General features: G+C 44.2%; 6 protein-coding genes. 4 read left to right on the top strand and 2 right to left on the bottom strand.

Annotation, left to right across the window (positions count from 1 at the left end):
* Positions 1-28: 28 nt before the first annotated feature.
* Positions 29-883 (top strand): NADPH-dependent 7-cyano-7-deazaguanine reductase QueF, encoded by an 855-nt coding sequence (gene queF / locus BCU94_RS04360; RefSeq protein WP_102475707.1) that lies wholly within the window; start codon positions 29-31, stop codon positions 881-883.
* Positions 884-989: 106 nt separating this feature from the next.
* Here queF and BCU94_RS19875 read toward each other — a convergent pair whose 3' ends face one another.
* Together BCU94_RS19875 and fusA are read right to left on the bottom strand one after the other, a co-directional pair.
* The gene (locus tag BCU94_RS19875) at positions 990-1,817 is read right to left on the bottom strand and encodes a 4'-phosphopantetheinyl transferase superfamily protein (RefSeq protein ID WP_277869087.1); all 828 of its coding nucleotides are present in this window, start codon (positions 1,815-1,817) and stop codon (positions 990-992) included.
* Positions 1,818-2,009: 192 nt separating this feature from the next.
* Entirely contained in the window at positions 2,010-4,040 is a 2,031-nt protein-coding gene (gene fusA / locus BCU94_RS04370; protein WP_102475708.1) for an elongation factor G, read from the bottom strand.
* A 519-nt stretch (positions 4,041-4,559) separates the two neighbouring features.
* On the opposite strand from fusA, the gene BCU94_RS04375 reads away from it, so the two are divergent.
* From BCU94_RS04375 to BCU94_RS04385, 3 genes are read left to right on the top strand one after another with little or no spacing between them, the layout of a single operon-like run.
* Entirely contained in the window at positions 4,560-5,417 is an 858-nt protein-coding gene (locus BCU94_RS04375; protein WP_241901113.1) for a transcriptional regulator, read from the top strand.
* A complete protein-coding gene (locus BCU94_RS04380; protein ID WP_102475709.1) occupies positions 5,414-13,390 on the top strand; it encodes a type I polyketide synthase in 7,977 nt (2,658 codons plus the stop codon). Before BCU94_RS04375 ends, BCU94_RS04380 begins: the two co-directional genes overlap by 4 nt.
* Positions 13,387-15,678 carry a PfaB family protein gene (locus BCU94_RS04385; RefSeq protein WP_102475710.1) on the top strand — a complete coding sequence of 764 codons (2,292 nt, stop codon included), beginning with the start codon at positions 13,387-13,389 and terminating at the stop codon, positions 15,676-15,678. Before BCU94_RS04380 ends, BCU94_RS04385 begins: the two co-directional genes overlap by 4 nt.
* The last annotated feature ends 12 nt before the right edge of the window (positions 15,679-15,690 follow it).

Raw genomic sequence — 15,690 nt, forward strand, 5'->3', positions numbered from 1 at the left:
GGCCTATTTTGACACGGAAACACACTAGATGACACACAATCACGATCCCTATAGTGATGCTGAAGCACTTAAAGGTTTAACTTTAGGTCAAGCGACGCAATATCAAGCTGAATATGATGCATCATTGCTGCAAGGGGTTCCTCGTAAGCTAAATAGAGATGCCATTGCATTAACGGCTGAGTTACCTTTTCAAGGTGCTGATATTTGGACTGGCTATGAACTGTCTTGGCTTAATGCCAAAGGCAAGCCTATGGTAGCCATCATTGAAGTTTACCTTGCCATCGAAAGTGATAACTTAATTGAATCGAAGTCATTTAAGCTTTATTTAAATAGCTTTAATCAAACCCGCTTTGACAGTGTTGAACTAGTACAACAAACTTTACAACAAGATCTTAGCCGCTGTGCCAATGGCGAGGTCACGGTAAAAATCATCGAGCCAAAACATTTTAATACCCAGCGCATTGTCGAGTTACCGGGTAACTGTATTGATGAACTTGATATTGAAGTTGATGATTATCAATTTAAACCTGAGTACCTTGAAGACAGCACTGAAGAGAAACATGTTGCTGAGACGCTTACATCCAACTTGCTCAAGTCTAATTGTTTAATTACCTCTCAGCCTGATTGGGGTAGCGTGATGATCCGCTATCAAGGCCCTAAAATCGATCGTGAGAAGTTGCTGCGTTATTTGATTTCGTTCCGTCAACACAATGAGTTTCACGAGCAATGTGTTGAACGTATTTTTACTGACTTAAAGCGCTATTGTCAGTGCACTAAGTTAACGGTTTATGCCCGTTATACTCGCCGTGGAGGTTTAGATATTAATCCATTTAGAAGTGATTTTGAGCAGCCGCCTGAGACACATCGTTTAGCGAGACAGTAATTTCAAAAATGATATTACAACTTAAAAGGCACTTTTTAGTGCCTTTTTTGATCTGCAGGTAAACCGACTTAGCTAACGATCAATTTAGGCATGCCTTTAAGGCAACTTAATGAGAATCAATAATAAGCTCAGCCCAATCTATTACTTCAGCGTTATATTCAGGCTCGTTCGCAACACATCCACTATAAAAGCTAATGGCAAACCGATAGCTCTCATTAAGCTTACCTAAACTACAATGCCATTGGTTTTCAATCTCAAAGCGCTCTTTGTCATCATTTATCAGCCGCAAAGAGACATTGAATTGTAAAGGTATGACAGCGCCTTTATTCAGCTTAAGCTCGCTTTTTTCAGCCGATTGAAAATCAAATGCGAATGATTTAAGCGATAAAGCTAAGCCTAAGCCTTTGGCCTTAATGTAAGACTCTTTTAAGGTCCATAAATCAAAGAAACGTTCCCTATGCTCCACTGCTGGTAAAGCTAATAAAGCTGCCGCTTCAGGTTCAGAAAAGTAATGATTTAATATCGAATGAATATTGGTGCTATCACGGCGCCGCTCAATATCCGCCCCCAGCTCAAACGCTTGCATTGGGGCATTAGTTTGATAAATAGCCACCAATAACCAGTCACCACTGTGACTGATGTTGAAACCTAAACCCGTTTGCTGAAATTGCAGATCAGTTAAACGCGGTTTGCCTTTTTCGCCATATTCAAATACCCATTCATTGGGCTTTATATCGGCAAAACGCGACAACAAAGCCCGCAAGTAACCTCTAACCATTAAGCCTTTTTCACGGGCTGATTGTTGAATATAGCGATTCACTTTTTGGGTTTCATCTGCAGGCAACCAAGATGACACCAATGAGGTGGTTTCTTGATCCAATACTGCCGTGGTAAGCGGACAGAAAAATAGATTTATCTTGGTGTCAGAATTCAAAATCAACTCAATAGTAAAACAAAAAGCCATTGTCGCTTGTTTCTAACTGAATTTATAGTCTGTGTAATACGCCAAATAAATAAAAACGGCTGGAACATTACAGCCCCTGCCGTTTTAATCCTATTAGCTTGCGATTAAGACCCGTTTATTGCCGTTGGCAACGATTAACTACTCATGGTGAACCCTTGGCGATTAAGCCATCGCGGTGGTCTTTGCCGCTTGCTGAGGTTGTACGTCATAGCGACTAAAGCTCATCGAGAACTGACCGTCACCACCCGTCATCGATTTTAGTCTAGTAGAATAGTCACTGACATTAGCCAAGGGCACTTCGACTTCAACTGTGACCATGCCAGAGCTATCGGCTTGTGTGCCGCACACCATACCTCGCTCGCTACTGATATCGGCGGTGATATCGCCCACATGTTGCTGAGCAACACAAATATTCATTTCAACGATAGGCTCTAAAACCACTGGCTGAGCAAGTTTAACGGCTTCCATAAAGGCTTTTTTACCCGCCATCACAAAGGCAATCTCTTTAGAGTCCACACTGTGATGTTTGCCATCTAATACAGTAACTTTGATGTCTTGCATCGGAAACCCACCAAGCTCACCAGCTGTCATAGCTTCTTTAATTCCCTTTTCAACCGCGGGAATATATTGAGTGGGTACCGAGCCCCCGACCACTTTGCTGACAAACTCAAAACCTTGACCACGCTCAAGGGGCTCAACTTTAAGCTCTACTTCTCCAAATTGGCCAGAGCCACCGGATTGCTTCTTATGACGATATCTAAAGCTCGCCTCACCCATTATGGTTTCACGATAAGCAATGGCTGGAGTGTCAGTGTCCATATCAACATTAAACAGCGTTTGCGCTTTTTCTAATGCAATTTGCAGATGTAAATCACCTTGGCCTTGCAGCACAGTTTGTCCTTCTGCCTCATTACGGGCAATCTGTAAGCTTGGGTCTTCTGCCACTAACTTATGTAGCACTTCCGATATTTTTTGTTCATCACCGCGGCGCTTTGCAGACACGGCCAAGCCAAAAATAGGTTGCGGCAATACCAGCTCAGGTAAATGAAATTCATCTTCATCATGGCTGTCATGCAGCACAGCGCCAACTTCTAACTCATCAATTTTAGCAATGGCGCAGATATCACCCGGGATAGCCTGATTGACGTTACTATGCTGGTCCCCTTGTAACTTAAGAATGTTAGTCACTTTAAAGGGTTTACGGCTATGACCGATAAACAGTTTCATGCCCACTTCTATGGTGCCTTGGTATAAACGAAAAACGCCCATGCGGCCTAAAAATGGATCGATTGACACTCTAAAGATATGGGCTAATACATGGTCATCAGCTTTTTGGCTAACATCAATAGGGGTGGCATTTTCAGTAAAGCCTTTGATAAATTGCGGCGGATTAGCTTCAAGAGGGCTTGGCATCAACTTAGTCAGCATTTCCAGTAACGAGCTAATACCAATGTCTTGTTCTGCACTGGTAAAACATACTGGTACTAAATGACCCATTCGCAATGCGGCTTCTAGCGGCGCATGCAATTGCTCTGGGGTTAATGAATCACCTTGCTCTAAATACAGCTCCATTAACCGCTCATCTTCTTCAAGCACGGTATCAATGAGTTCATCACGGGCAGTTTCCACATCGCTGAATAAGGTTTTCGCTTTTAGATCGCAATGCAGATAACAATCCACCACATCATTAGCCATTTCATTGGGGAGATTAACGGGTAAGCAGCGATGACCAAATTGCTGCTGGATATCAGTCAGCAATTCAGCAACTAAAGCTTCGTTGCCATCTAAGTGGTTAATGGCAATGATCACTGCTTTGCCCTGCGCTCGGGCTGCTTCAAAGGCTCTTTTGGTTACCGATTCAATCCCAGTGCTGGCATTGACCACCAATAATACCGATTCAACGGCAGAAAGAGGCAATAATGCTCTGCCAATAAAATCAGGTAAACCTGGAGTATCAATAACGTTTAAATGGTGGTTTTGGAAGTCAAAATTAAGAAAGGAAGGTTCTAGGCTGTGGTGGTGGGCTTTTTCTTGGGCAGTGAAATCGGCATGATTTGTGCCCTTGTCGACCCTGCCTTTTAAGGTTATTGCATTGGCGCTAAACAGTAATGCTTCGAGTAAAGAAGATTTGCCTGCGTTGGTGTGACCCATTACAGCCAAATTACGGATTTGCTCAGTGGTGAAATCAGCCATTGTGGCCTCCCTTTATCACATAGTTAATCAATCCATTTCGCTTTAAGCACTGTTAGCTTCACATGTTTAGCTGTAATAACTCAATCTCAGTAAAAGTATGCCGACAGGATTAACTGATTAGTCAGTGAAACCTTGCTGTTCACCTTTTAAGAGCCTGTCCGCCTTGCAAATCAAGTGAGATAATTCATGTCATTTAAAGCAAGTGCCTAGCGCTATTTAAATTCAGTATAGAACTGTAACTATGATTAAAAGTTGACCTAGATCAGGCTTTAACTCACCAATTAAATTTCATAACAAATACTCATTTGAGCTTACAACTGCTCGCTAGTTATGGTCTGATCTGTGAATAATCAGTCTCGGGTGATTGTATCGACCCGAAACCTCAGGTACTCTGCTTGCTCGATTGTGCTAAAACGATGATTATGAAGATTAACTATTGTTCATCTTTACTAGTCCCAACAGATTGTATTGCAAAAATACAGACCAAGGTTAAGCCTTAATGACAGTAGCATTATATAAATGACAGCAGAGCCAAGCGCAAAAGCTGCGATAAAGAAATCAGTGACGACAGACACTAGCACGCCAGTGGTGCGTCACCGTAATGCCACCACCACCCCTGAAATGCGTCAGTTCATTCAAACGTCTGACTTTAGCGTGAGCCAATTAGCTAAAATCCTCAATATTTCAGAGGCCACCGTGAGAAAGTGGCGTAAGCGTGATTCTGTCAGCGATACCCCCACCACGCCACATCACCTCAAAACCACATTGTCGCCAATGGAAGAGTATGTGGTGATCGGTTTGCGCTACCAATTAAAAATGCCGTTGGACAGACTGCTTAAGGTAACCCAGCAGTTTATTAATAAGGATGTCTCTCGCTCAGGGCTTGCCCGCTGCTTAAAACGCTACGGGGTATCAAAGCTTGATGAATTCGAAAGCCCCTATGTGCCCGAGCGCTATTTCAACCAGTTACCTATTGTTCAAGGCACTGATGTCGCCACTTATACTTTGAACCCAGAAACCTTAGCCAAAACCTTATCCTTACCTGAAGCCACTCAAGACAATGTGGTGCAAGTGGTGTCACTGACGATTCCACCACAATTAACGGATAAAGAAAGTTACTCGATTTTACTGGGTGTTGATTTCGCAACTGACTGGGTTTATCTCGACATCTATCAAGACAGCCATACCCAAGCGACTAATCGCTATATCGCTTATGTGTTAAAGCACGGCCCGTTTCATTTAAGAAAATTACTCGTAAAAAATTACCACACTTTTTTAGCTCGCTTCCCGGGCGCTAAAACCATGCATGCTTCGGAAGCAGCACACTCTACAAATAATTCAGCTATGGATAGACTGAACAACGGAGACTCAAAATGAGCCAAGAACCGACCCCACAAGAGTTAGTTGAAGACAAACGACTCAATAAGCGTCTTAAAGATATGCCTATCGCCATTGTCGGCATGGCAAGTATCTTTGCTAATTCGCGTTACTTGAATAAGTTTTGGGACTTAATCAGTGAAAAAATTGATGCCATTACTGAAGTACCTAAGTCGCACTGGCGCCCTGAAGATTACTTCGATGCAGACAAAACAACCCCAGATAAAAGTTACTGTAAGCGCGGTGGTTTTATCCCTGACGTTGACTTTAACCCTATGGAGTTTGGCCTACCGCCAAATATCCTAGAGCTCACTGACACCTCACAATTATTATCATTGGTTATCGCCAAAGAGGTGCTTGCCGATGCGGGTGTAACACCTGAATATGACACCGATAAAATCGGTATTACGCTCGGCGTGGGCGGCGGTCAAAAAATCAATGCTAGCCTAACTGCGCGCCTACAATATCCTGTACTTAAAAAGGTATTTAAAAGTAGCGGCTTAAGTGATGCAGACAGCGATATGCTGATCAAGAAATTCCAAGACCAATATGTTCACTGGGAAGAAAACTCATTCCCGGGGTCTTTAGGTAATGTTATCGCTGGTCGTATTGCTAACCGCTTTGATTTAGGTGGCATGAACTGTGTGGTTGATGCAGCATGTGCAGGCTCACTAGCCGCTATGCGTATGGCATTAACAGAGCTGGTTGAAGGCCGCAGTGAAATGATGATCACCGGTGGTGTGTGTACTGATAACTCACCTTCTATGTATATGAGTTTCTCTAAAACGCCTGCATTTACCACTAACGAAACCATTCAACCATTTGATATCGATTCAAAAGGTATGATGATCGGTGAAGGTATCGGCATGGTGGCGCTGAAGCGTCTTGAAGATGCTGAACGTGATGGCGATAGAATCTACTCTGTTATTAAAGGTGTGGGCGCGTCATCAGATGGTAAATTTAAATCAATTTATGCGCCACGCCCAGAAGGCCAAGCAAAAGCATTAAAACGAGCTTATGATGATGCCGGTTTTGAGCCTCACACTGTTGGTTTAATTGAAGCACATGGTACAGGTACTGCTGCAGGTGACGTAGCTGAATTTAACGGTCTTAAGTCCGTTTTTGGCGAGTTTAATGACACTAAACAACACATTGCTTTAGGTTCAGTTAAGTCTCAAGTGGGTCACACTAAGTCAACAGCTGGCACGGCAGGTGTTATTAAAGCAGCCCTAGCCCTGCATCATAAAGTGCTGCCACCAACCATAAACGTGTCTAAGCCTAATCCCAAACTAAATGTTGAAGATTCGCCGTTTTTCTTAAATACCGAAACCCGTCCTTGGATGCCGCGCCCTGATGGCACCCCGCGTCGTGCTGGTATTAGCTCATTTGGTTTCGGCGGTACTAACTTCCATATGGTGCTTGAAGAATACACAGCAGAACATGCTCGTGATGCGAAATACCGTCAACGCCAAGTACCTCAAAGTGTGTTAATTAGCGCCGATAATAAAGCGGCACTTCAAACTGAAGTTAGCACGTTAATCGCTGCCATCGCTAAGCTAACTGATACTGACAACACCAGTATTGCTCAAGCTGAACTTACCCGCATTGCTAAGCAATATGCCGTTAGAACATTAGATGTAAACGCGCCACGTTTAGGCTTAGTTGCTGCGAATTTAGCAGAGCTAACGGCTCAATTACAATTGGCATTAAAACAGCTTGAAAGCCAAAACAGTGATGCTTGGCAATTGCCGTCTGGCACTAGCTACCGCTCTGCAGCATTGATAACTGCTGCTAAAGCTAGCAAGTCTGCTAATAGTCCAAAAGTCGCTGCGTTATTTGCAGGTCAAGGTTCTCAATACTTAAACATGGGTATTGAAGTCGCTTGTCATTTCCCAGAAATGCGTCAGCAGCTTAACAAGGCTGATAAAGTCTTTGCTAGCTTTAACAAAACGCCGCTTTCACAAGTCTTATTTCCAATCCCTGCATTTGAAAAAGCAGATAAAGAGGCTCAAGCAGCGTTACTGACGAGCACTGATAACGCCCAAAGCGCCATTGGTGTCGTCAGCATGAGTCAATACCAGTTATTCACTCAAGCAGGATTTGCTGCTGACATGTTTGCGGGTCACAGCTTTGGTGAGCTTTCTGCATTATGTGCAGCGGGTGTTATCTCTAATGATGACTACTACCAATTATCTTTTGCACGCGGCGAGTCAATGGCAGCATCTGCTGTTGATAAAGACGGTAATGCACTTGATAAAGGCACCATGTACGCCATTATCTTGCCAGCAAATGATGCTGACGCGGCCAATGCTGAAAATATCGCAAAATTAGAAAGCTGCATCAGTGATTTTGATGGCGTAAAAGTGGCTAACTACAACTCAGCGACTCAGCTTGTTATTGCAGGTCCTACTGAAAGTTGCGCAGCTGCGGCTAAAGCCATTAGCGCATTAGGCTTTAAAGCAATAGCGCTGCCAGTATCTGGCGCCTTCCATACTCCGCTTGTGGGTCATGCACAAAAGCCATTTGCTAAAGCGATCGATAAAGCCAAATTTAGCGCAAGTAAAGTGGCCTTGTTCTCAAATGCTAGCGGTGAGCAACACCCAACAGATGCTAAATCAATTAAAGCGGCATTCAAGCAACATATGCTGCAATCAGTGCGCTTTACTGATCAGCTAAATAATATGTATGACGCGGGTGCACGGGTATTTGTTGAATTCGGTCCTAAGAACATTCTTCAAAAACTGGTACAAGCCACCTTGGGCGATAAAGCTGAGTCAGTTTCTGTTGTCAGCATAAACCCGAATCCTAAAGGTAATAGTGATACCCAGCTTCGCATTGCTGCTATGCAACTTTGTGTATTGGGCGCACCCTTGACTGAAATTGATCCATACCAAGCTGACATTGCCGCGCCTGCTAAACCTAAAGGCATGAACGTCAAACTGAATGCATCGAACCATATTAGCGCGCCAACCCTTGCAAAAATGGAAAAATCATTGGCGACAGGCCAAGTAACATCACAAGTGGTTGAAACCATCGTTGAGAAGATTGTTGAAAAGCCAGTTGAGAAAATCGTAGAAAAGATTGTGGAAAAAGAAGTGATAAAAACTGAATATATTGAAGTGGCCTCAGCCAATGCCAACGCACCAGCTGTTAGCAATACAGTAACCACTGCGCCTGTAGCTGGCAATGCACTAGCGCAACCTGCTGCAGGAACTGGTAGCTTAGAAGCATTTTTCAATGCCCAGCAACAAGCTGCAAACTTACATCAGCAGTTCTTGGCTATTCCTCAACAATACGGTGATACCTTTACTCACCTGATGACAGAGCAAAGCAAAATGGTTGCGGCAGGACTCGCTATTCCAGAGAGCTTACAGCGCTCAATGGAGCTATTCCACCAGCATCAAGCACAAACACTACAAAGCCATACATTGTTCCTTGAGCAGCAAGCACAATCAAGCCAGTCTGCCCTTGCTATGCTAACAGGCACTTCGCTGCCAGTTCAGCCGCAGACAGTAGCAACAACAGCAGCTCCAGCAATGACTCAGGCTGTTGCAGCAACAGCGACAGTTCAAACGCCAACTCAAGTACCTGCGCCTGTTGCAGCGCCAGTAGCAAAAGCTCCGGTAACACAATCACAGATAGCACAAGAGCCTGCAGCAAAAGTAACAGCCCCATTAGCACCAGCAAGAACCGTTACTGCAGAACCTATTTCAGCGTCAGCAGCTCCAGTGCAATTAATGCCTGCTGGTTTATCAGCAGAAACAGTCTTGAACACTATGTTAGAAGTGGTTGCTGAAAAAACTGGCTACCCCACTGAAATGCTAGAACTTGGCATGGATATGGAAGCGGATTTAGGTATCGATTCAATCAAGCGTGTTGAAATCTTAGGCACGGTACAAGATGAGCTACCTGGTTTACCAGAGCTTAGCCCAGAAGATTTAGCTGAGTGTCGTACCCTTGGCGAAATCGTAGCTTATATGAACAGCAAACTGCCCGCCGCGGGCGCTATGAACTCTGCGCCACCAGCAATTTCAGTAGCTCAAGCCGCACCAGTAGCTTCAGGTTTATCTGCTGAAACCGTATTGAATACCATGCTCGAAGTGGTTGCTGAAAAAACCGGTTACCCTACTGAAATGCTAGAACTTGGCATGGATATGGAAGCGGATTTAGGTATCGATTCAATCAAGCGTGTTGAAATCTTAGGCACGGTACAAGATGAGTTACCTGGTTTACCAGAGCTTAGCCCAGAAGATTTAGCTGAGTGTCGTACCCTTGGCGAAATCTTATCTTACATGAACTCTAAACTGCCTGCCGCTGGAGCCGTTACAGCTTCAGTTTCGCCAGTTGCTTCTAATGTCGTTTCAGGTTTATCGGCTGAAACTGTATTGAATACCATGCTAGCAGTGGTTGCCGAAAAAACCGGTTACCCAACAGAAATGCTAGAACTTAGCATGGATATGGAAGCAGACTTAGGCATCGACTCAATCAAACGTGTTGAGATTTTAGGCACAGTACAAGATGAACTACCGGGCTTACCTGAACTTAACCCAGAAGATCTAGCTGAGTGTCGTACCCTTGGCGAAATCGTTTCTTATATGAACAGCAAACTGCCAGCCGCAGGCGCTATGAGCTCTGAATCACCAGCGATTTCTGCCGCTGCTGTAGCTTCTGGTTTATCCGCTGAGACAGCCTTGAGCGCCCAACAAATTCAAAGCACTATGATGTCAGTTGTTGCAGAGAAGACTGGTTACCCAACAGAAATGCTAGAACTTAGCATGGATATGGAAGCAGACTTAGGCATCGACTCAATCAAACGTGTAGAAATTTTAGGGACTGTTCAAGATGAGCTACCAGGCTTACCTGAGCTTAACCCAGAAGATTTAGCTGAGTGCCGTACCCTTGGTGAAATCGTTTCTTATATGAACTCTAAGTTACCAGTTGGTTCTGCTACTGCGTCAGCAACTGCAGCTCAAGTGGCACCTGTCGCTTCTGGTTTAAGTGCAGAACAAGTACAAAGCACCATGATGTCAGTGGTTGCTGACAAAACTGGTTACCCAACTGAAATGCTAGAACTTAGCATGGACATGGAAGCAGATCTGGGTATCGATTCTATCAAGCGCGTAGAGATTCTTGGTACGGTACAAGACGAGCTACCAGGCTTACCAGAGCTTAACCCAGAAGATTTAGCTGAGTGTCGCACGCTTGGTGAAATCGTTAGCTACATGAACTCTAAGCTACCCGCTGAAGGCTCTAAGCTATCAGCCGCAGGCGCTATGAACTCTACTGCAGCTACAAACTCTGCCCCACAAGTTGCAGCGACAACAGTATCTGAATTAGCAACTGACTTACCTCCACATCAGGAAGTCGCGCTAAAAAAGCTACCAGCGGCGGATAAGTTAGTTGATGGTTTTTCAAAAGACGCGTGTATCGTCATCAATGATGATGGTCATAATGCAGGCGTTCTAGCAGAAAAACTCACCGCAACAGGCCTAACCGTCGCCGTTATTCGTAGTCCAGAATCAGTCACTAGCGCACAATCACCGCTAAGCAGTGATATCAAAAGTTACAACCTAACGGCTGTAAATGATGACGCGATTAGTGATGTCATTGCACAAATCAGTAAAGCCCATAAAGTTGCTGGCTTTGTTCACCTACAACCACAACTTGCCACTGCGAACAATGTCATGCCGCTAAGTGATGCAGGTTTTGTTGCTGTTGAACAAGCTTTCTTAATGGCTAAGCACCTACAGAAAAGCTTTACCGAATTAGCAAAAACTGAACGTGTAAGCTTTATGACGGTAAGTCGTATTGATGGTGGTTTTGGTTACTTAAACACTAATGAACTCGCCACTGCAGAGTTAAATCAAGCAGCGCTTTCAGGTCTAAGTAAAACCCTTAGCCATGAATGGCCAACAGTGTTTTGTCGAGCATTAGATATCGCGCCAGGCTTTGAAGCTGTGGACCTTGCTGATGCCGTTATTGCTGAGTTATTTGATGTTAATGCTGCCAATGAAATTGTTGAGGTAGGTATTAGCAGCGAAGGTCGCCATACATTAACAGCGACCACAACTGCGAAAACGCGCTATCAAACCACTACCCTTGATAGCAATGATACTGTGTTAGTCACTGGCGGTGCTAAGGGCGTCACATTTGAATGTGCGCTTACACTTGCTAAACAGACAAAGTCTCACTTTATCCTTGCAGGTCGTAGCCAACACCTTGGGGCAAACTTGCCGACATGGGCTCAAGGCAAGCAAGCTAAAGAGTTAAAAGCAGCTGCAATTGGCTTTATTCAATCTCAAGGTAACAAGCCAACGCCAAAACAAATTGACGCGTTAGTATGGCCAATTACCAGTAGTTTAGAAATTGATCGCGCCTTAGCAGCATTCACAGAAGTGGGCGCAAGTGCTGAATATATCAGTATGGATGTCAGTTCAGATGATGCCATTAAGCAAACGCTTTCAGCTTTCAAATCAATTACCGGCATCATTCATGGCGCAGGTGTATTGGCTGATAAGCATATTCAAGACAAAACCTTAGCTGAATTAGGTCGTGTATACGGCACTAAAGTCACCGGCTTTGCAGGTATCATTAATGCCATTGATGCCAGTAAATTAAAGCTGGTTGCTATGTTTTCATCTGCTGCTGGTTTCTACGGCAACACCGGACAAAGTGACTATTCAATGTCAAATGAGATCCTCAATAAAACCGCATTACAACTTGCCAATAACTATCCGCAAGCCAAAGTAATGAGCTTTAACTGGGGCCCTTGGGATGGCGGAATGGTCAGCTCAGCATTGAAGAAGATGTTTGTTGAACGCGGTGTTTATGTGATTCCGTTAGACAAAGGCGCAAATTTATTTGCCCACAGCCTGTTATCTGAAACCGGTGTTCAAATGCTGATTGGTTCGAGCATGCAAGGTTCTGATTCTTCAGCACAAGCAACTGGTTCAGCTGTAAAAAAGCTTAATGCGGACTCTGCGCTAAATGCTGAGAGTTCGCTGACATTATCTTTTTTAAATACTGTATCTAACAGTGCAACTGCAGCAGATAAGCCTCGCAGCTTATCTGTTGTAAGAGTACTTAATCCGGTTGCAATGCCCTTCATTGAAGATCATTGCATCGCGGGTAATCCAGTACTGCCGACAGTGTGCGCCATACAATGGATGCGTGAAACAGCGCAAAAGCTATGTGGTTTACCTGTAAGCACCAAAGATTATAAGTTACTTAAAGGCATTATTTTTGAGTCGGCCCAGCCACAAGAGTTAACTCTGCAGTTAACTGAAACCGCTGAAGGCTTAAAAGCATTGATTTCTAGCCGGGTACTTGACGGTAACAGTGATGCTAACGCGTTATTAAGACCGCAATACCAAGCGAACTTAATCGTCAACAGTGCATTACTTAATGAAGTTGCCACTACAGCAACCGATAAAATGGCTCAGTTAGCGTCAATCATTGATAAGGTTAAAAACAACAAGGCCATTAGTACTGACAGTGAACTTTATTCAAACGGCAGCTTATTTCATGGCCCACGTTTACAAGGGATCAAGCAAGTATTGGTTGCAAATGATAGCCAGCTTATTTGTAAAGTGACCTTACCAGAAATTGAACAAACTGATTGTTTAGGTTTTGAAGCGCAACTTGAAATCGGTGGTAGTCAGGCATTTGCAGAAGATCTACTGCTACAAGCAATGCTAGTGTGGGCGCGAATAAAGCATGACGCAGCAAGTTTGCCATCAACCATTGGTGAGCTAACCACTTATGCGCCATTTGCATCAAATGACCAAGGTTATTTAGTGCTTAATGTCGTAAAAAGTACTAGTCGCTCTTTGACTGCTGACATTGCGCTTTACCATGAAGATGGTCGCTTAAGTTGCACCATGACAGCGGCAAAAACAACCATTAGCAAAAGCTTGAATGAGGCTTTTTTAGCCCCGGCTAAAGCACTTGCTGATTTGCAGGAGTCGGTGTGAGCAATCAATCAACTTCTGTGATGTCAAAGCCTGAGCCAACAAAAGTTGCATCAGTAAAAAGCATGCGCATCGCCTTAAAACTGATTGCCAATGATGCTGCATCATTGGCGCAAGCTGCTAATGGAGCTAATGGTTCCTTGCATACAAATAACAATGCATTTGCTGCTATCAAACCTTGTTCATTGGCTGAAACATTAGGCGCGACAGCCATCCCGCTTGAAATTGATGTGTCGTCATTAGATGGCACATCAAATACCGCCACAAACTTAAACATGAGTTTTCGCGACTATTTAGCTCAAGCGATTGAACGTATTGAGCAACAACAAACGGTATTGCTAAGCCATCCAGCTTTGCCATACCGCCTGTTAATGATGCCAGCCATTGTTGCAGCAAAACATCGATGTCATCCCCATGCCTATTTAACCGGTATGGGTGAAGGCCACGAGTTATCAGATGCCGTGCAACAAGCACTAACTCAAGCCAAACGGGCTCATGTTAGTCCAACTCAAATCGATGCGACTCATTGCACTAGCTATAAAGATAAGTTTTTTGAACTGATTCAGTTGATTGGCCACCTTGCGACTCGTAGCTTGCCAACAACGAATGACAGTGAGAATAACAGTACGAATAAACAGTATTGGTTTAGTGAAATGCACCAAAGCCGTGTAGCCAGTTTCAATTTTATTGAAGCCGAGCTACAACACGCGGTGGTATTCGTTCAGGGAACTGAACTTGGTGAGGCAAGCTCATTACTGGATAACACTAGGTTGTTTTTCCCAATATCTGCCAGCACAGTCTCAGGTATACAGCAGCAACTAACGCAGTTACAAAGCCAGTTAAACGCTATTGCTCTTTCAAGTGCCAGTGTTACTACTAGCCCAAATGCCAGTTCAACAACCAATGTGAACCACAGCACGCTGTTAGCACTGATGTTGAACAATCTAAACCAGTTTGATCACCAAGCAGGTAAAGCTGCGGTGATCATGGGCAATTCAATTGAAACTGCATGCAGCGAGATTGAAGCCATGTTGGCGATGCTAAGTACTTCAGATACATTAGCAAGCTCGCCATCGGAAGTTGAATACAAGACCCCATCAGGTAGCTGTTTGATACTCACGGCCAATGAGCCATTGGGCACGAATGGTCTTTGTTTCGTCTACCCGGGTGTCGGCACTATATACCCACAGATGTTCAGTCAACTGCCACGCTTCTTCCCTGACTTATATGCTCAGCTAGAACGTGATGGTGATGTAAAAGCCATGCTGCAAGCAGATAGCATTTATGCTGATAACGCTAAAGTCACTGATATGAGTTTGGGTGAACTGGCGATTGCAGGTGTGGGTGCAAGTTATATCTTAACCAAAGTGCTTAGCGAATATTTTAATGTAAAACCTAACTTTGCCATGGGTTACTCCATGGGCGAAGCGGCGATGTGGGCAAGTCTTGGTATTTGGAAGCAACCCCACAGTATGATTGAGGCGACGCAAACCAGTACTATTTTTACTACCGATATTTCAGGTCGTTTAGATTGCGTGCGCCAGGCATGGCAGTTGAATCAAAGCGACGATATCGTGTGGAATAGTTTTGTGGTTAGAGCAACCCCAGCCGATATTGAAGCGGTTTTAACCCAATATCCTCGTTGTTATCTCGCTATCATTCAAGGTGATACTTGCGTGCTGGCAGGATGTGAAGCCAGTTGTAAAGCGCTGCTAAAACAAATCGGCAAACGCGGCATTGCAGCAAATCGCGTGACCGCAATGCATACTGCGCCAGCCATGCTAATTCATCGCGAAGTGGCTCAATTCTATCAACAAGCGCTTCACCACAATGAGCAGCTTGAACAAACTGCACAGATAAAATTTATCAGCGCAGCAAGTTCACAACCGATTAATGTCAGCAGCCTTGATATTGCAACCTCAATCGCTGACACCTTTTGTCAGCCGCTTAACTTTACTGAGTTGGTTAACAACGCACGTAAATTAGGCGCGAAACTTTTTGTTGAAATCGGTGCAGATCGCCAAACAACCACCTTGATTGATAAAATTGCTCGCACAAGTCCTACAGTTTCAGAGCCTTGCCAAGCCATTGCCGTCAATGCCAAAGGTGGAGACGATCAAACTGCGCTGCTTAAATGTATTGCCCAGCTTATCAGCCACAAAGCACCTGTTTCGCTGACCTGCCTTACACAAGGGTTAGCGAATTTGTTGGCTAGCACACTTAAGTTTGAAGTGAACAATCTTCAAGCGGATGCTACTTTAGCCCCACAATTAGAAGGAGAACAATCTTGAGTTCTCAATCGA

The organism is Shewanella sp. 10N.286.52.C2 (genome assembly GCF_002874545.1).
Taxonomy (GTDB): Bacteria; Pseudomonadota; Gammaproteobacteria; order Enterobacterales; family Shewanellaceae; genus Shewanella.